Below are 18,282 nucleotides of genomic sequence, written 5' to 3' on the forward strand. Positions count from 1 at the left end.
GACTACTCTCCACCAAGATCGGAAAAGGGTTTAAGCCCTGTCAATAATCCATACAAGCCGTGCAATGGCACGGGCAGCCACGTTGGGCGGTTTTCCGCCTCGTAGGCCACTTCATAAGCGGCTTTTTCCAGGCCAAACAACGCCAGCGCGGCGTCGGCACCCTGAGGATCCTGCCAGGCATGCTCAAGACTAGCTGCTGCCTCGCGGTATGCCTGGACAAATGCCTCGCGTGCTTCGCGCAGATAACGCTCGGCGACACGTTTACGCGCCGCTTCGGCTTCGACGCTGTTGTCGACGTTGTGCACATTGATGGTCATCGCCGCAGCGTAATCAAACGAACGCAGTACGCCGCTGACATCCTTGTACGGGCTGTGCTTGCCGCGACGCTCACTCAACGGCCGCGCCGGTTCGCCCTCGAAGTCGATCAAGTAGGCATCGCCCTTGATCACCAGCACCTGACCCAAATGCAAGTCGCCATGCACCCGGATGCGCAAGCCGCCAGTGGCTTTCTTCGCCAGATCCTGCACATGGGCAAGAATGGTTTTCTTCTCGTCGAGCAGACGCTTGACCAGTTTCTGGTCCGCCGCGTTCAACTCGCCTTGATGCTGCTTGAGCAGTTTCAAGGCATGTTCGACCTGGGCGGTGACATCCTTGGCCGTCGCGGCCATGTCCTTGCTCGACGATACTTGCGGCGCAAAGTCCGCGTTGTCGGTTGGCGCAGCGAGCACCTGATGCATCTCGCCCAGACGTTGGCCGAGCATGCCGGCGAAGTCCTTCAGCTCGCCGAGCGCGTTGTAATGCTGCTCCTGCTCGGACATGGCGTCGGCCAGTTCATCGCGCAACGCCCGTTCGAGGTTGTTCTGCGTCCATTCCCACGCGTCGCCCTGATTGCTCAGGTAGCCCTGGGCGATCATCAGCAAGTTGTCTTCACCCTGCGCGTCGCGGCGAATCACCGAACCCAGCAGTGGCGAGATATTGGCAAACCCGGCCTCGGTCAGGTAAGCGCTCATCTCCAGTTCCGGGTGTACGCCAGAAGCGACTTTGCGTATCAGCTTAAGCACCAGGCTGTTGCCGACAACCACGGAGCTGTTCGATTGCTCGGCCGACAGGTAGCGCACATCCGACTCGGCGCCGAGGCCGAGCTTTTCCAGATGATCTGTCTGTTCGAAACGGATTTCGCCTTCGATCGACTCCAGTATGGTGTTGTTCTGCATGCCTTGCAGAACGGCGCGGACGAAGGTTTCCAGACTGAACGCATCGGTAATCAGGCCGACCTGACGCACACGGCGTACACGCGATAGCGCCAATTGCTGCGGCAACGGCGGGCCGACATGGTCTTCGGCAATGAAGCCGAACGGCAGTTGATAACGGTTGGTCTGGCCACCGCTGGTGACTTCGATTTCGCTGAGCAGCACTGGATGCTGGGCATCACCGAAACGCACGCCGTAAGCCAGATTGACCTTCTCGATCGCCGCGTCCTTGCCGGCGAACCAGCGACGGTTCTGCAGCCAGCTCGGCAGAATGCTTTGCTCCAGCGTCGTACGCGACGGCGCTTCGAGCAATTCTTCCATGCGTTTTTTCAGCACCAGCGTGGTGAAGTCCGGCAGGCTCTGCGCCGGCTCGACGTGCCAGCTCGGCATCTGGTTCTCCGCTGCCAGCGCGAACCAATAGAAGCCGTACGGCGCCAGGGTCAGAAGGAAATTCAACTGACCGATCGGCGGGAACGCGTTACCGCCGAGCATTTCCACCGGCACCATGCCGACGTACGCCGACAGATCCAGCTCCACCGCTTGCGCACTTCGCGAGACGTTGGCCACGCACAGGATGATTTCGTGCTTGCCATCGACATCGGTGTATTCGCGGGTATAAGCCAGCACGCGACGGTTGGCCGGCGAGAGCATTTTCAACGTGCCACGGCCGAACGCTTTCGATTGCTTGCGCACGGCCAGCAGGCGCCGCGTCCAGTTCAACAGCGAATGCGGATCGCCGGACTGGGTTTCGACGTTGACCGACTGATAGCCATACTGCGGGTCCATGATCGGCGGCAGTACCAGACTGGCCGGATCGGCGCGGGAGAAACCGCCGTTGCGGTCGATCGACCACTGCATCGGCGTACGCACGCCGTCGCGGTCGCCGAGGTAGATGTTGTCGCCCATACCGATTTCGTCGCCGTAATACAGAGTCGGCGTGCCGGGCATCGACAGCAGCAGGCTGTTGAGCAGTTCGATGCGGCGACGGTCGCGTTCCATCAACGGTGCGAGACGACGGCGAATACCGAGGTTGATCCGCGCGCGACGGTCAGCCGCGTAATAATTCCACAGGTAATCGCGCTCACGGTCGGTGACCATTTCCAGGGTCAGCTCATCGTGGTTGCGCAGGAAAATCGCCCACTGGCAATTCGCCGGAATTTCCGGGGTCTGCCGGAGAATGTCGGTAATCGGGAAGCGATCTTCCTGCGCCAGCGCCATGTACATGCGCGGCATCAGCGGGAAGTGGAAGGCCATGTGGCATTCGTCGCCATTGACCCCAGCGGCATCGGTGTCACCGAAATACAGCTGAGTGTCTTCCGGCCACTGATTGGCCTCGGCCAGCAGCATCCGGTCGGGGTAGTTGGCGTCGATCTCGGCACGGATCTGCTTGAGGACGTCGTGGGTCTCGGGCAGGTTTTCGTTGTTGGTGCCGTCGCGCTCGATCAGGTACGGAATCGCGTCAAGGCGCAGGCCGTCGATGCCCATGTCCAGCCAGTAGCGCATCACCGACAACACGGCTTTCATCACTTGCGGGTTATCGAAGTTCAGGTCCGGCTGGTGCGAGTAGAAGCGGTGCCAGAAGTACTGACCGGCGACCGGGTCCCAGGTCCAGTTGGACTTCTCGGTGTCGAGGAAGATGATCCGCGTGCCGTCGTATTTCTGGTCGTCATCGGACCAGACGTAGAAATCCCGCGCCGCCGAACCCGGCTTGGCTTTACGCGCACGCTGAAACCACGGGTGCTGGTCGGAGGTGTGGTTGATGACCAGCTCGGTAATCACCCGCAGACCGCGCTTGTGCGCTTCGGCAATGAAGCGCTTGGCGTCGGCCATGGTCCCGTAGTCGCTGTGCACGCCACGGTATTCGGCGATGTCGTAGCCGTCGTCGCGACGTGGCGAGGGATAGAACGGCAGCAGCCAGATGGTATTGACGCCCAGGTCGGCAATGTAATCGAGTTTGGCGATAAGCCCGGGAAAGTCGCCGATCCCGTCATTGTTGGAGTCGAAAAACGATTTGACGTGAACCTGATAGATCACCGCGTCCTTGTACCAGAGCGGGTCTTTGATGAAGGCGGCTGCCTTGGGTTTCTTCGCCATGTGGAACTCCTGAAAAATTCTCTGATACACCGAGGGACTCGCAGTGGTGAGCCCCTGTGGCGAGGGGATTTATCCCCGTTCGGCTGCGCAGCAGTCGCAAATTGTTAACGCGGTGCAGCTTGAAAAAAGGGGCCGCTGCGCGCCCCAACGGGGATAAATCCCCTCGCCACGGAGGCGGTGCCAATGTTACGAAGCTGAAATCCGCCAAATCCCGAACGGCTGATACGCCGGGTCAATGCGCATGAACTGATATTTGCCGTGCCAGTCCCAGCGATGGCCGTTCATCAAGTCTTCGCCATGGGTGGTGGCGTCGTCCGGCAGGCCCATTTCCCACAGCGGCAATTCGAAATTCGCTTCCTGCACGTTATGCGGATCGAGGCTGACCGCGACCAGAATGAAATTGCTGCCATCGGCGCTGCGCTTGCCGAAGTACAGAATGTTGTCGTTCCAGGCGTTGTAGATTTTCAGCCCCAGATGCGTGTGCAGCGCCGGGTTCTGCCGGCGGATGCGGTTGAGCTGAGCGATCTCGGCAATGATGTTGCCCGGCGCGGTGAAGTCGCGGACACGGATCTCGTATTTCTCGGAATCCAGATACTCCTCTTTGCCCGGCACCGGCGCCGATTCGCACAATTCGAAACCGGAATACATGCCCCACAGGCCCGAGCCCATCGTTGCCAAGGCAGCGCGAATGAGGAAACCGGGACGCCCCGACTCATGCAAAAACGCCGGGTTGATGTCCGGGGTATTGACGAAGAAATTCGGCCGGTAGCATTCGCGCCACGGCGACTGGTTCAGCTCGGTGAAGTATTCCGCCAGCTCGGCCTTGGTATTGCGCCAGGTGAAATAGGTGTAGCTCTGCGAATACCCGACCTTGCCCAGACGCGCCATCATCGCCGGAGTGGTGAAGGCCTCGGCGAGGAAGATCACTTCCGGATACAGCGTGCGAACATCGGCGATCAGCCATTGCCAGAACGGCAGCGGTTTGGTGTGCGGGTTGTCAACGCGGAAGATTTTCACGCCTTCCTTGACCCAGCCGACGACGATGTCGCGCAACTCGACCCACAGGCTCGGAATCGCGTCCGGCGCATAGAAGTCGACGTTGACGATATCCTGGTATTTCTTCGGCGGATTTTCGGCGTATTTGATCGTGCCGTCCGGGCGCCAGTTGAACCAGCCCGGATGCTCCTTGAGCCACGGGTGATCCTGAGAACACTGGATGGCGAAATCGAGAGCGATTTCCAGGCCATGGTCGGCGGCGGCGGCCACCAGGCGGCGGAAATCTTCACGGGTGCCGAGTTGCGAATGTATCGCCTCGTGACCACCCTCCTCGCTGCCGATCGCGTACGGGCTGCCGGGATCGTCCGGGCCAGCGGTCAGGGAATTGTTGCGGCCCTTGCGGTGGGCGCGGCCGATGGGGTGAATCGGCGTGAAGTACAGCACGTCGAAGCCCATGTCCTGAATCATCGGCAGACGCGAGTGCACGTCGTTGAAAGTGCCGTGACGCTGGGGATCGTCGGTGATCGAGCGTGGAAACAGCTCATACCAACTGGCGAACTCGGCGAGTTCGCGCTCGACGTCCATGGGGAATTCGGCGCTGATGCTCAGATAGGCGCGGTGATCGGCCTGAGCCATCAGCTCTGCACTGCGCGAGTGCAGAAACAGCGCAACCTGCTCGGTTTCGAGCAGGCCGGACAATTCATGGTGCAGCGCGGCGAGCTGCTCGCTGAGCTGCCCTTCGCTGCGTTCGGCGGCCTGTTGCACCATCGTGCGGCCTTCCTGCAACTCCAGAGAAACCGGCACAGCCGCGCTGTGCTTCTTTTCCAGTTCGTACTGGAAGCTGGCGAAATGGTCGATCCACGCTTCGATGCAATACAGGTAGCGGCCCTGCTCCTCAGGGCGGAACTGGCCTTGCCAGGTGTTATTGCCCTGATCGGACATGACCTCGGTCTGCCAGGTTTCCTGGCCTTCCTCGCGCCAGCGGATGCGCACGGCGAGCTTGTCATGGCCGTCGGCAAAGACTTTGCTGGTCACCACCACTTCGCGTCCGGCAATCGATTTGGCGGCGAACTGGCCGCCGTCGAGAGTCGGCATGGTGTTTTCGATGACGATACGTGGTAGCAGCAACGCCTGCGACAGCGGCATGTGCGGGTTGTAACTCAGCTCTGAAGGTCTTTCAGCAGTCATTGAGCATCTCTCCTTAACGCCCCAAGGACGCTCTTGTGCCGGAACAGTATTCGCGACAAAGCGCCGGCCCTGTCATGAACTCACTTAGGTTCCGAGCAACCGGCGCGGGGAAAAGTTCAGATGAAATTAACAAGACAAACCTGCGGATCGAATTTGTCGTGGCCGGGTCAACTCACTTAAGCACGTCCCACGCCATGTGCCATACGGAGGTCACCTGATGAGCATCCCGATCCCGGCGGAAACGCCCGATCCGAACATCGACAAACCCACCCTGCCGGATACCGAACCGCCACCGGTGCCCGAGCAAGAGCCGCCAGGCACCACGCCACCACCGAAAGAAGAGCCACCGAGCACGATGCCGCCGGTGATCGTCTGACCCCTGCCCCCTGATCGTTCCCACGCTCCGCGTCTGATCTGATCGTTCCCACGCGCAGCAAAGGAATGCAGCCCGGGACGCTCTGCGTCCCATCCAGAGCCGAACGCGGAGCGTCCGTTGAAGCATTCCCACGCGGAGCGTGGGAACGATCATCAGCCGGCGGGGAGTCAGAGGTGGTCGTTCTTGTCGACATCCTTTTCGAACACCCTCACCACGTACGGCATCACGCTGAAGATCGCCAGTGCCAGAATGGTACTGAGCAATGCCGTCGCTTCCTTGCCCAGCCCCGCCGCCACGCCGATCGCTGCCGTCATCCATAAACCCGCCGCCGTGGTCAGGCCTTTGACATGGGCCTCGTCGCCCTGTTGATTTTTCAGAATGGTGCCGGCGCCGAGAAAGCCGATCCCGGCAATCACGCCCTGCAATACGCGACTCATCGCATCGGATTCTGCGCCCGAGGTCTGTGGCACCAATACGAATAGCGCAGCACCCAATGCCACCAGCATGTGCGTGCGCACGCCCGCTGCCTTGCCTTTATGCTCGCGCTCGAAACCGAGTATCCCGCCGAGAATCGCCGCCATCACCAGGCGTACGGTGATTCGGGTCATTTGCGAGGCATCACCGATATCGGCGAACTCGGCTTGCATCGTGGCCCACACTTCATCCCACCAGTCTTCCATCGTGCCTCCCTTGTTATTGGCTTGATAAGCGATGGACAACAGCGACCATTAATCGGTTGCGCAGAACGATCGGCGCGCTGCGCTTCCTAATATGCAGACCTCCCTGGAACAAGGACTGCCGCCATGCCCGTTCGAATCGATGAATCCAACCCCGAGCAGAAAGTGTGTTTTTTTACCGTCGAGCATGGTGAGGAAATTCGCATCTGCGACACCCTCCAAGTCCTGACCGATAGCGACAAAGCCATGTCGTTCGTGGAAATCGAAGGCAAACGCACTTACATCACCGAAGCAGAAGCCGATGCCTTGACCGTCGCCGGGGCCAAGGACGGGCGCAAACATCTGAAGGCCGATGACAGTGATTCGGTGGTTTGATTGACCTCGATCAACACCCGACGCAGACGCCTGCAATAGGCGTTTGCGCCGCGCCTGGCAGGTTGCTTCAAGTTGTCGCAGGCACTGCGCCAAACCTCATCTGATCCGCTTTTTATTGCCAAACCTGAGTCTGTTCTGCAAACAGATCGCCGCTCATAGTGCATCGGCCTGATGGAGGCTGATGAGCGAACGAACATGAGCGAGCAAATCCCCGTCCGAACCGTAGAAGCATCGCCAACGATAAAAAGCGTACCCGCGCGCCCACTGAAAGCGACCGCCGGATCCACCGACAAGCAGATCCACACTCGCAGTTTCACCGGCCTGTTCCGCAACCTGCGTATGAGCGGTGCCGGACTTCTGTTTGTGCTGTTCTTCGGCACCGTGTGGCTGAACTGGGGCGGTCGGCAGGCCGTACTTTGGGATCTGGCGGAAAGCAAATTCCACATCTTTGGCGCGACGTTCTGGCCGCAGGATTTCATTCTGCTCTCGGCCCTGCTGATCATTGCTGCGTTCGGACTCTTCGCCATCACCGTGTTTGCCGGTCGCGTCTGGTGCGGTTACACCTGCCCGCAGAGTTCGTGGACGTGGATCTTCATGTGGTGCGAGAAGATCACCGAAGGCGAGCGCAACCAGCGGATCAAACTGCAAGCGGCGCCATGGAGCCTGAACAAACTGGCGCGGCGTGCCGCCAAACACACGCTGTGGCTGGCAGTCAGCGTGATCACCGGCCTGACCTTCGTCGGCTATTTCACCCCGATCCGGCCGCTGGCCGAAGAACTGCTGACCCTGCAGATCGGTGGGGTCAGCCTGTTCTGGGTGCTGTTTTTCGCCGCCGCCACCTACATCAACGCCGGTTGGCTGCGTGAGGCGGTGTGCATGCACATGTGCCCGTATGCGCGGTTCCAGAGTGTGATGTTCGACAAGGACACGCTGACCATTGCCTACGACGCCGGCCGCGGCGAAAACCGCGGCCCGCGCAAGCGTGACGTGCGCCCGGTCGAAGCCGGCCTGGGTGATTGCATCGACTGCCAGTTGTGCGTGCAGGTCTGCCCGACCGGCATCGATATCCGCGATGGTTTGCAAATGGAATGCATCGGCTGCGCAGCATGCATCGACGCCTGCGATTCGATCATGGACAAAATGCATTACCCGCGCGGTCTGATCCGCTACAGTTCCGAGCGCGAATTGCAGGGCGGCAAGACCAACCTGCTGCGTCCGCGTTTGATTGGCTACACGGCGGTGTTGTTGTTGATGATCGGCGCGTTGGCGCTGGCATTGATCGAGCGACCGATGGTGTCGCTGGACGTGACCAAGGATCGCGGGTTGTTCCGCGAGAACGCTCAAGGCCAGATCGAGAATATTTATTCGCTGAAAGTGATCAACAAGACTCAGCAACGGCAGGATTACCGGTTGAGTCTGGTTGATGGCGACGGGTTTGCGTTGCAGGGCAAAACGGCATTGAGCCTGGCGCCCGGGGAGATTGTCGATGTGCCGGTGTCGGTGGCGATGACCACCGAGCGCCCGGCGAGCAGTTCGCAGACATTGAGTTTCAGGATTGAAGACAGTGACGAGCCGCAGGTATACAGCGTGGCGAACAGCCGGTTTGTGGCGCCGATGAATCGTTGAGGAGCTGGCATTGCTGCCCTCACCCCAGCCCTCTCCCGGAGGGAGAGGGAGCCGACCGAGGTGTCTGTCGCTATGCATCGACCTGAAAGACCGAGTCGATTATGGATTCGGCAAAGCACTGTCAGGTCGGCGTATTTCATCAGCATCCCCCAATCAGTCCCCTCTCCCTCTGGGAGAGGGCTAGGGTGAGGGCTCCTTCCCTGACACCCCACAAAATCAAGTCCACCAAGGCCCACCGATGAAACGCTACGAAAAATTCGCCGACGACATCGCTGAACTGATCCGCTCCGGCGTCCTCGGCCCTGGCCAGCGGGTACCGTCGGTGCGCTATGCCAGCCAGGCTTACGGGGTTAGCCCGTCGACAGTATTCCAGGCCTATTACCTGCTCGAACGCCGCGGCCTGATCCGCGCCCGGCCGCGCTCCGGTTACTTCGTCAACGCCCATACACCGAGCACATTTTCCGAGCCGGTGATCAGCAGCCAGGTCAACGAATCCACCGAGGTTGACGTCAGCGAACTGGTGTTCTCGGTACTCGATTCGATCAAAGATCCCAATACCGTACCGTTCGGCTCGGCCTTCCCCAGCCCGACCCTGTTCCCGCTGCAACGCCTGTCGCGCTCCCTGGCCAGCGCCGCGCGGGAGATGGATCCGCGCATGGTCGTCACCGATATGTCGCCGGGCAACCCGCAACTGCGCCGACAGATTGCCCTGCGCTACATGGTCGGCGGGCTGATGCTGCCGATGGAAGAATTGCTCATCACCAACGGCGCTCTCGAAGCGCTGAACCTGTGCCTGCAAGCAGTGACCGAGCCCGGCGATCTGGTGGCCATCGAGGCCCCGGCGTTTTATGCCTGCCTGCAAGTGCTGGAGCGCCTGAAGCTCAAAGCCGTGGAAATCCCCGTGCACCCGCGTGACGGCATCGACCTCGGCGTGCTCGCGCAAACTCTGGAACGCCATCCGATCAAGGCCTGCTGGTGCATGACCAGTTTCCACAACCCGATGGGCGCGACCGTGCCCGAGGTGAAGAAACAGGAACTGGTCGAACTGCTGCGTCAGCATCAGGTGCCGTTGATCGAGGACGACGTCTACGCCGAGCTTTATTACGGGCAACAGGCGCCAAAACCGGCCAAGGCTTTTGATACCGAAGGATTGGTCATGCATTGCGGCTCGTTCGCCAAAAGTCTCGCCCCCGGCTACCGCATCGGCTGGGTGGCGGCCGGGCGTTTCGCGCAGAAGATCGAGCGACTGAAGCTGATGACCTCGCTGTGCGCTTCGATGCCGGCGCAAGCGGCGATTGCCGATTATCTGCAACACGGCGGCTACGATCGGCATCTGCGCAAACTGCGTTATGCCCTGGAAGAACAGCAGAGCGCGATGCTCGCGGCGATTGCCCGTTACTTTCCGGCACAGACCCGCGTCAGCCAGCCGGCGGGCGGCTACTTTCTGTGGCTGGAATTGCCGGAGCAGATGGATTCGCTGAAGCTGTTTCAAATGGCATTGGCGCAAGGCATCAGCATCGCGCCGGGGCCGATATTCTCACCGACCCAGCGTTTCAGAAATTGCATTCGCTTGAATTACGGCAGCCCGTGGACCGAGGAATCGGAAAAGGCCATGGAGACGTTGGGGCGGATTGTGCGGTCGTTCTGAGGGATAGATGTTGTCTGGACTGTCCCCTTCGCGAGCAGGCTCGCTCCCACAGTTGATTTGTGAATACAGAACCAATGTGGGAGCGAGCCTGCTCGCGAAGAGTCCGGCATTAACACTGCAAATCCACTGGTTTACCGCCCACCCCCCAAATCAACAAACGTCCCGGTCGCATACGACGCCTTGTCCGACAGCAACCAGACAATCGCCTCCGCCACTTCATCCGGCCGCCCGCCCCGGGCCATGGGAATCGCCGATTCGAGCTTGCTGACCCGATCCGGGTCGCCGCTCAGGGCATGGAAGTCGGTGTAGATGTAGCCCGGACGCACGGCATTGACGCGAATGCCCTCACCTGCGACTTCTTTCGACAGACCGATGGTGAACGTGTCGAGCGCACCCTTGGATGCGGCGTAATCAACGTACTCGTTCGGCGAACCGAGGCGTGCCGCGACCGAGGAGACGTTGACGATGCTGCCGCCCTGCCCGCCGTGTTTGGGCGACATGCGCAGGATCGCGTGCTTGGCGCAGAGGATCGGCGCCAGCACGTTGGTTTTCATGATTTTGAGGATGCGGAATTCGGACATTTCATCGACTCGCGACTTCTGCCCGACGGTGCCGGCGTTGTTGACCAGCGCGGTAACCCGGCCCAGTTCATTGTCGACGCGCTGAAACATCGCGATCACTTCGTCTTCGATACTGACATCGGCGCGAACCGCGATGGCCTGGGCGCCCAAGGCGCGAACCTGCTCGAGTACGCTGTGTGCGGCCTGTTCATCCGACTGATAGTTGATGCAGATCCGGTAGCCCTGTTCGGCTGCCAACAATGCCGTAGCCGCGCCGATTCCACGCCCGCCACCGGTGATGACAATGACTTTATCCATGCTGGCCTTCCCCCACGTGCACACGTAACAGTCGGGGGAAGAATAACTGCGATTGGCGGGTTTTGCATGTGGCGCCTATTCGGGCGCCTTCGCGAGCAAGCCCGCTCCCACAGGGTCTCTCAGACCACCGCCAGCCGTTGCCCGCGCACGATGTCCTGCATGAAGCGCTCCGCCGGCATCGGGTGGCCGAGCAGATAGCCCTGCAGCGAGTCACAGCCCAGTTTGGTGAGGAAATCCTGTTGCGCGCCGGTCTCGACACCCTCGGCGACAATCCGCAGATCCAGGGCCTGCCCCAGCGCAACAATCGCCGAGACGATCGCCGCATCATCGCTGTCGTGCTCCAGATCACGGACGAAACCGCGGTCGATCTTCAATTCATTGGCCGGCAGGCGCTTGAGGTACATCAGGCTGGAATAACCGGTGCCGAAGTCGTCGATCGACAGGTCGACGCCCATGTCCGATAGCTCTTGCAGCACAGTCATGCTCGCATCAGCGTCGCTCATCGCTGTGGTTTCAGTGATTTCCAGGGTCAGGCTGTTGGCCGGCAAGTGGTGGGTCGCCAGCGCCTTGGCCACGCTTTGCACCAGCCCGGCATGACAAAACTGCAAGGCAGAGAGGTTTACGGCAATGCGCCAGTCGGTGTAACCGAGCACGTACCATTCGCGCATCTGCCGGCAGGCTTCGTTGAGCACCCATTCGCCCATCGGAATGATCAGCCCGGTTTTTTCCGCCAGATCGATGAACTTGTCCGGCATCAGCATGCCGTGCAGCGGATGCTTCCAACGCAGCAGTGCTTCGGCACCGACCGGACGGCCATTGGCGGCGTCGAATTTGGGCTGGTAATGCAGGCAGAACTGGTTGTGCTCGATGGCCGCGCGCAGGTCCTGCAACAGTTGCAGTTGTTTGCGCGCGTTGGTGTTCATCGACGCATCGAAGAAGCTGTAGCCGTTTTTGCCGCCGCCCTTGGCGTGGTACATCGCGGCGTCGGCGTTCATCAGCAGTTCCTGGGCGTTGGCGCCGTTGCCCGGATACAGGGCAATGCCGACGCTGGCGGAAATCTGCAGATCATGCTCGGCGACGCGGAACGTGCGACCGATCAGGCCGACCTGACGCGCAGCCAGGCTCAAGGCGTCATTGGGCTCGCTCAAGCGCACCAGCAGAACGAACTCATCACCACCGATCCGCGCCAGGGTGTCCTGGCTGCGCAAGTCTTCACGCAGACGCGCGCCGACCTCGCGCAGCAATTGGTCACCCATGTGATGGCCGAATGCGTCGTTGACCGGCTTGAAGCCATCAAGGTCGATGAACATCAAGGCAAAGCAGCCACCCTGCTCTTCAACTTTTCTGATCGCCTGATTGATGCGGTCGTCGAGCAACATGCGATTGGGCAGACTGGTCAGTGGATCGTGCAAGGCCAGTTGGGTGAGTTCGCGGTTGGCGACGGTCAGCGAGTGCGCCAGATCGGCGGTGCGCGCTTCGAGGCGGGCATCGAGAATCGAGGTCAACAGGGCAATCGACAGCACCGCCAGCGTGGTCACCACGACCAGACTGTCGAGGCCATTGCCCTTCAAGCCATTGAGCGTCGCGCCGCAGAAACTGCCGTCAGGAAATTGCGCCGCCGCCATGCCGGTGTAGTGCATGCCGACAATCGCCACCCCCATGATCACCGCCGCGCCGGCACGAATCAGCCGCACATAGGGCGAATGCTGGCGCAGGCGAAAGGCAATCCACAATGCCGCTGCCGAGGCGCCGACGGCAATCAGCAGGGAGGCACTGAACAGCGTCGGGTCGTAATCGATGCCCGGGGTCATGCGCAGCGCGGCCATGCCGGTGTAGTGCATGGCGCTGATGCCCGCTCCCATGATCAACGCACCGAAGGCCAGTTGCGCCAGTGGCAGTTTCGGTTGGCTGACCAGCCACAACGCAAAACCGCAGGACAGCACCGCGATCAGCAGCGACAGCGCAGTCAGGGTGAAGTCATAGCCCAGGTCGATCGGCAATTTGAAGGCGAGCATGCCGATGAAATGCATCGACCAGACGCCAACGCCCATCGCCAACGCCCCGCCCGCCGTCCAGAAATGCACGGCCCGGCCTTTCGCCGTGGCGATGCGCCCAGTGAGATCGAGCGCCGTGTAGGAAGCCAGAATGGCCACGCACAACGAGATGAAAACCAAAGTGAAGGAATAGCTGCCGATGAGCATGGACGTTCTCGTGACAAGCCGAAACCGTACTGCTTCCATTCTCGGTCGGGCAAATGCGGCGATTGTACTGATTGCGCGGAAGAACGCACTGACAAAGTAACCAAAATGCCATCAAGCCGATGAAACGCTTGTTCGATCGTCCTACAAGGCTCTGCGGTGGGCTTTAAGCACAACTTGTGAAAGCTATCTCACGCCGGCCACAAATCCCTGTGGGAGCGAGCCTGCTCGCGAAGGCGTCGGCACAGCCACCATCGTAGTTGCCTGACCCACCGCTTTCGCGAGCAAGCTCGCTCCCACAGGTTCAGCGGTTGTCGCTGACGTCCAGTTGGCCGTCCCAGCCGCCGCCCAGTGCGGCGATCAGTTGCACGCTGGCAATCAATCGACTCTGCAGAATATTCAGCACACTACGTTCGTTACTCAGCGCCGTGGCCTGCACCACTACCACATCGATATAGGCAATCAGCCCGGCCTTGTACTGGTTTTCCGTCAGGCGCAGGGAATCGCGGGCGGCATCCAGCGCTTCCTGGCGCACTGCCGCTTCGTCTTCATACACCTTGAGCTGGACCAGGTAGTTTTCCACTTCGCGGAAACCGTCGAGCACAGTCTGGCGGTAGCGCGCGACGGTTTCGTCATAGGCCGCCTCGCTGCGGTCGACCTCGGCCGAACGAATGCCACCGTCGAACAGCGGCAAGGAAAGCTGCGGGCCGACCGACCAGAAACGGTTCGGCAGGCTGATCAGGTTTTTCGAGGTACTGCTGCTGTAGCCGCCGCTCAGGCTCAGGGTCAGGTCCGGGTAATACGCGGCTTTCGCCACGCCGATGTTGGCATTGGCGGCAATCACCGAGCGTTCGGCCGAAGCGATGTCAGGACGGCGTTCCAGCAGTTGTGAAGGCAAGCTCAGCGGTACCTGCGGCAGATTCGGGATGCTCTGGCTTTCGGCAATGCTGAAGTTGGCCGGTGCTTCGCCGGTCAGTACGGCAATAGCGTTTTCGAACTGTGCGCGCTGCCAGATCAGGTCGACGAGATCGGCCTGGGTGCTTTTCAACTGGGTTTGCGCCTGCGCCACCGCATCGCGCCCGGAAACCCCGGCACGATACTGGTTCTGGGTCATTTTCAGCGACCGTTCATAAGCGGCAACGGTGGCCTCGAGCAAACGCTTCTGCTGATCGATGACGCGCAGTTGCAGGTAGTTCTGCACCAGCTCCGATTGCTGACTCAGACGCATCGCTGCCAGATCGGCAAAGCTCGCCTGGGCGTTGGCCTCGTCGGCCTCCAGGCCACGGCGCAGCTTGCCCCAGACGTCGGCTTCCCAACTGACGCCCAACTGCGCGTTATAAGTGTCGCGGATGCCGCTTGAGGAACTGCTCAGGCTCGAACTGCTGCTACCGGTGCCCTGACTCGAACGGGTCTTGCCCAGACTCAGGTCGACGCTCGGGTAAAACGCCCCGCGTGCACTGCGCACCAAAGCCTGCGCCTGACGAAACTGCGCTTCGGACTGGGCAACGGTCTGGTTGGAGCTGTTGAGTTTTTCGATCAAGGCGTTGAGCTGTTGGTCGCCGTACAACTCCCACCAGGCGCCACGGGCCAGCGAGTCGCTGGGATTGGCCTGACGCCAGCCTTCGGCTTCCTTGAACTGAGCGATTTCGGCGGTTTGCGGGCGCTGGTAGTCCGGGCCGACTGCGCAAGCGCTGAGCAGCGCCACGCACAGTGACAGGCTCAACAGGCGCGAGCCGCGAACGGTGGCCAATTGGAGAAGCGAACGGTCAGTCATAGCGGAGTTTCCAGAGCGGCATCAGTGCGCACGCCACGCCATTTGTTGAAGCGATGGCGCAGCTTGTCGAGATAAAGGTAAACCACCGGGGTGGTGTAAAGGGTCAGGACCTGGCTGAACACCAGGCCGCCAATGATGGTCAGGCCCAGCGGCTGGCGCATTTCCGCACCCTCGGCACGGCCGAGCAGCAACGGCAAGGCGCCGAGGATCGCCGCCAGCGTGGTCATCAGGATCGGCCGCAAGCGTTGCAGGCAGGCGCTGCGGATCGACTCCAGCGGCGACAGGCCCTGATGACGCTCCAATTGCAGCGCCAGATCGATCATCAGAATGGCGTTCTTTTTCACCACGCCGATCAGCAGGAATATCCCCAGCAGGGAAATCAGGCTGAACTCGCCCCCCAATGCATAGATCGACAGCAACGCGCCAACCCCGGCCGAGGGCAACGTCGAAAGAATGGTCAGCGGATGGATGTAGCTTTCATACAGCACACCGAGCACCAGATACACGGCCAGCAACGCACCGAGGATCATGAACGGCTGGCTCTTCTGCGTGGCCGCGAAGGCGTCAGCGGTGCCGGCCATTTTCGCAATTACATCCTCCGGCAGGCCGACCTTGGCGATCGCCCGTTCAATGGCGGCACTGCCCTGCTCTACGGTCACGCCTTCGGCCATGTCAAAGGAAATGCTTTCGGACGCGAACTGGCCTTCATGACTGACCCGGTCGTTTTCCAGGCTGTTTTCGTAATGGGCGAACGTCGACAGCGGCACCCGCGCACCGTCAGCGGTGATCACTTCGACCTGCTTGAGCGTCACCGGATCCTGGGCGTATTTCGGATTGACCTCCATCACCACCTGATACTGGTTGAGGCTGTCGTAGATCGTCGAAATCTGCCGCTGGCTGTAGGCGTTATTGAGCACGGCGGTGACCATGTTCATGTCGACCCCCAGGCGCTTGGCCTGATCCCGGTCGACAATCAGCGTCACCTGTTGCGCCCCGGCACCTTCGCGGGCATCGATGGCGGTCAGCTCGGGCAAGGCACGCAACGCGGTGACCACTTTCGGGAACCACTTGCGCAGCTCGGCGAGGTCGCCGCTTTGCAGGATGTAGGTGTATTGCGAACTGGTCTGCTCGCGGCCGCCGCCAAATTGCAGATCCTGGTCGGCCATCAGCATCAACTGCGCCCCTGGCACCTTGGGCATTTCCTTGCGCAGGCGTTCTATGACCTTCTGCGCTGAAAGCTGGCGCTCCTTGATCGGCTTCAGGCGCACGATCATGAAGGCGTTGTTGGTGCCGTTGTTGCCGCCGATGAACCCGGCCACGCTTTCCACCGCTTCGTCCTTGAGCACGGCGCGGCGGAAGGTTTCCATTTTTGGCTGCATGACGTTGAACGACAGACCGTCGTCGCCACGCACGAAACCGATCAACTGGCCGGTGTCCTGTTGCGGCAGGAAGGTTTTCGGCACCACCACATAGAGCGCAATGTTGACGCCAACGGTGAGCAGCAGACTGAACAAGGTCAGACGGCGATGACGCAATACCCAGTCGAGGCTAGTGGCGTATTTGCCGACCATCCAGTCGTTGGTCTTCTGGCTCCAGCGTTGCAGGCGGTTTTCCTGGCCCGGCGTGTGCGGCTTGAGCCAGCGCGCGCAGAGCATCGGTGTCAGCGTCAGGGAAACCACCAGCGACACCACGATTGCCGCCGCCAGGGTGATGGAAAATTCGCGGAACAGGCTTTCGACCAACCCGCCCATGAACAGGATCGACAGGAACACCGCCACCAGCGAGACGTTCATCGACAGCAGGGTAAAGCCGACTTCCTTGGCGCCGAGGTACGCGGCCTGCATCGGCTTGACGCCTTCGTCGATGTGCCGGGAAATGTTTTCCAGCACCACGATGGCGTCGTCCACCACCAGACCTGTGGCGAGAATCAGCGCCATCAGCGACAGGTTGTTCAGCGAGAACCCGTAGAGGTACATCACCGCAAAGGTACCGACCAGCGACACCGGCACCGCCAGGGTCGGGATCAGCGAGGCGCGGAAGTTACCCAGAAACAGGTACACCACCAGCACCACCAGGGCGACGGCGATCAGCAAGGTCATCTCGGCTTCATGCAGCGTAGCCTTGATCACTGGCGAGCGATCCATGGCCAGATTGAGTTTGACGCTGGCCGGCAGCACCGCTTGCAGCGCGGGCAACTGCGCCTTGATCTCGTTGACCGTCTCGATGATGTTGGCGCCGGCCTGACGGTTGATCACCAGCAGCACCGCCGCATCGTCGTTGAAGAAACCGCTGTTGTAACGGTCTTCGACGCCATCGCTGACTTTCGCCACATCCTTGAGACGCAATGCGGCGCCGTCGGCGTAGTGAATGATCAGCGACTCATAATCCTTGGCTTTCTCCAACTGGTCGTTGGCCTGGATCTGCCACAAGCGCTCGCCGTCCTCGACCGAACCCTTGGGGCGGCGCACGTTGGCGTCGGCAATGGTCTTGCGCACATCGTCGAGGGCCACGCCATATTGGTTCAGCGCCTGCGGTTCGAGCTCGATGCGCACCGCCGGCAGCGAACTGCCACCGATCTGCACTTCACCGACGCCCTGCACTTGCGACAGGCTTTGCGAGAGGATGGTCGAGGCCAAGTCGTAGAGCTGGCCTTTTTCCAGCACATCCGAAGTCAGCGACAGCACCATGATCGGCGCCTGCGACGGGTTGACCTTTTTATAGGTCGGCATGCTGCGCATCCCGCTTGGCAGCAGATTGCGCGAGGCGTTGATCGCCGCCTGCACTTCCCGCGCCGCGCCGTTAATGTCGCGGTCGAGGTCAAATTGCAGAATCACCCGCGTCGAACCCTGACTGGAACGGCTGCTCATGGTATTGACGCCGGCAATTGCACCGAACGACCGCTCCAGCGGCGTCGCCACCGTCGAAGCCATCACCTCGGGACTGGCGCCCGGCAGACTGGCCTGAACCACGATCACCGGGAAGTCCATCTGCGGCAGCGGCGATACCGGCAACAGACCGAAGCTGACCCCGCCGAGCAACATGATTGCCAGGGAGAGCAGCATGGTTGCTACGGGGCGTTTGATGAAGGGACCTGAAAGATTCATGCGCTCCAGCCCCTACCGCCGAACCCTGTGGGAGCGAGCTTGCTCGCGAATGCGGTATTACATTCAACATTGAAAGTGACTGACCCACCGCTTTCGCG

General features: G+C 60.8%; 11 protein-coding genes. 4 read left to right on the forward strand and 7 right to left on the reverse strand.

Going from position 1 to position 18,282, the window contains the following annotated elements; all coding sequences use genetic code 11:
- Positions 1 to 2: 2 nt before the first annotated feature.
- Both treS and D8U71_RS05425 read right to left on the reverse strand, forming a co-directional pair.
- On the reverse strand, positions 3 to 3,344 hold the full coding sequence (gene treS / locus D8U71_RS05420; protein ID WP_130887331.1) for a maltose alpha-D-glucosyltransferase: 3,342 nt from the start codon (positions 3,342 to 3,344) through the stop codon (positions 3 to 5).
- A gap of 186 nt (positions 3,345 to 3,530) precedes the next feature.
- Entirely contained in the window at positions 3,531 to 5,528 is a 1,998-nt protein-coding gene (locus D8U71_RS05425; protein ID WP_122704404.1) for an alpha-1,4-glucan--maltose-1-phosphate maltosyltransferase, read from the reverse strand.
- 217 nt (positions 5,529 to 5,745) lie between these two features.
- On the opposite strand from D8U71_RS05425, the gene D8U71_RS28330 reads away from it, so the two are divergent.
- Positions 5,746 to 5,904: a hypothetical protein gene (locus tag D8U71_RS28330; protein ID WP_163012245.1), complete on the forward strand. Its 159-nt coding sequence runs from the start codon at positions 5,746 to 5,748 to the stop codon at positions 5,902 to 5,904.
- Between the two features lie 167 nt (positions 5,905 to 6,071).
- Here D8U71_RS28330 and D8U71_RS05430 read toward each other — a convergent pair whose 3' ends face one another.
- Positions 6,072 to 6,584 (reverse strand): MgtC/SapB family protein, encoded by a 513-nt coding sequence (locus tag D8U71_RS05430; RefSeq protein WP_016774631.1) that lies wholly within the window; start codon positions 6,582 to 6,584, stop codon positions 6,072 to 6,074.
- A 123-nt stretch (positions 6,585 to 6,707) separates the two neighbouring features.
- Here D8U71_RS05430 and D8U71_RS05435 point away from each other — a divergent pair, with 123 nt between their 5' ends.
- The 3 genes from D8U71_RS05435 to mapR all read left to right on the forward strand — a co-directional run bounded on the left by D8U71_RS05435 (position 6,708) and on the right by mapR (position 10,230).
- Positions 6,708 to 6,956, forward strand: a complete 249-nt coding sequence (locus tag D8U71_RS05435) for a DUF3203 family protein (protein ID WP_130887332.1) — start codon at positions 6,708 to 6,710, stop codon at positions 6,954 to 6,956.
- A gap of 195 nt (positions 6,957 to 7,151) precedes the next feature.
- On the forward strand, positions 7,152 to 8,582 hold the full coding sequence (gene ccoG, locus D8U71_RS05440) for a cytochrome c oxidase accessory protein CcoG (RefSeq protein ID WP_130887333.1): 1,431 nt from the start codon (positions 7,152 to 7,154) through the stop codon (positions 8,580 to 8,582).
- A 238-nt stretch (positions 8,583 to 8,820) separates the two neighbouring features.
- Complete coding sequence (mapR, locus tag D8U71_RS05445; RefSeq protein ID WP_130887334.1) at positions 8,821 to 10,230, forward strand: GntR family transcriptional regulator MpaR; 1,410 nt, start codon at positions 8,821 to 8,823, stop codon at positions 10,228 to 10,230.
- Between the two features lie 131 nt (positions 10,231 to 10,361).
- On the opposite strand, the gene D8U71_RS05455 is transcribed toward mapR, so the two are convergent.
- The 4 genes from D8U71_RS05455 to D8U71_RS05470 form a co-directional block, all read right to left on the reverse strand.
- Entirely contained in the window at positions 10,362 to 11,108 is a 747-nt protein-coding gene (locus D8U71_RS05455) for an SDR family oxidoreductase (RefSeq protein WP_130887336.1), read from the reverse strand.
- 119 nt (positions 11,109 to 11,227) lie between these two features.
- Positions 11,228 to 13,309 carry an EAL domain-containing protein gene (locus D8U71_RS05460; protein ID WP_024012869.1) on the reverse strand — a complete coding sequence of 694 codons (2,082 nt, stop codon included), beginning with the start codon at positions 13,307 to 13,309 and terminating at the stop codon, positions 11,228 to 11,230.
- A 301-nt stretch (positions 13,310 to 13,610) separates the two neighbouring features.
- On the reverse strand, positions 13,611 to 15,080 hold the full coding sequence (locus tag D8U71_RS05465; RefSeq protein ID WP_122507276.1) for an efflux transporter outer membrane subunit: 1,470 nt from the start codon (positions 15,078 to 15,080) through the stop codon (positions 13,611 to 13,613).
- A complete protein-coding gene (locus D8U71_RS05470) occupies positions 15,077 to 18,184 on the reverse strand; it encodes an efflux RND transporter permease subunit (RefSeq protein ID WP_130887337.1) in 3,108 nt (1,035 codons plus the stop codon). The genes D8U71_RS05465 and D8U71_RS05470 overlap by 4 nt, the downstream gene beginning before the upstream one ends.
- Between the last annotated feature and the right edge of the window lie 98 nt (positions 18,185 to 18,282).

The sequence above is a fragment of the Pseudomonas sp. Sample_21 genome (assembly GCF_004307525.1).
GTDB lineage: Bacteria > Pseudomonadota > Gammaproteobacteria > Pseudomonadales > Pseudomonadaceae > Aquipseudomonas > Aquipseudomonas atacamensis.

Bases quoted from the DNA above. Each gene is read 5' to 3' on its own strand.
- treS (WP_130887331.1), bottom strand. From the start codon at position 3,344: ATGGCGAAGAAACCCAAGGCAGCCGCCTTCATCAAAGACCCGCTCTGG.
- D8U71_RS05425 (WP_122704404.1), bottom strand. From the start codon at position 5,528: ATGACTGCTGAAAGACCTTCAGAGCTGAGTTACAACCCGCACATGCCG.
- D8U71_RS28330 (WP_163012245.1), top strand. From the start codon at position 5,746: ATGAGCATCCCGATCCCGGCGGAAACGCCCGATCCGAACATCGACAAA.
- D8U71_RS05430 (WP_016774631.1), bottom strand. From the start codon at position 6,584: ATGGAAGACTGGTGGGATGAAGTGTGGGCCACGATGCAAGCCGAGTTC.
- D8U71_RS05435 (WP_130887332.1), top strand. From the start codon at position 6,708: ATGCCCGTTCGAATCGATGAATCCAACCCCGAGCAGAAAGTGTGTTTT.
- ccoG (WP_130887333.1), top strand. From the start codon at position 7,152: ATGAGCGAGCAAATCCCCGTCCGAACCGTAGAAGCATCGCCAACGATA.
- mapR (WP_130887334.1), top strand. From the start codon at position 8,821: ATGAAACGCTACGAAAAATTCGCCGACGACATCGCTGAACTGATCCGC.
- D8U71_RS05455 (WP_130887336.1), bottom strand. From the start codon at position 11,108: ATGGATAAAGTCATTGTCATCACCGGTGGCGGGCGTGGAATCGGCGCG.
- D8U71_RS05460 (WP_024012869.1), bottom strand. From the start codon at position 13,309: ATGCTCATCGGCAGCTATTCCTTCACTTTGGTTTTCATCTCGTTGTGC.
- D8U71_RS05465 (WP_122507276.1), bottom strand. From the start codon at position 15,080: ATGACTGACCGTTCGCTTCTCCAATTGGCCACCGTTCGCGGCTCGCGC.
- D8U71_RS05470 (WP_130887337.1), bottom strand. From the start codon at position 18,184: ATGAATCTTTCAGGTCCCTTCATCAAACGCCCCGTAGCAACCATGCTG.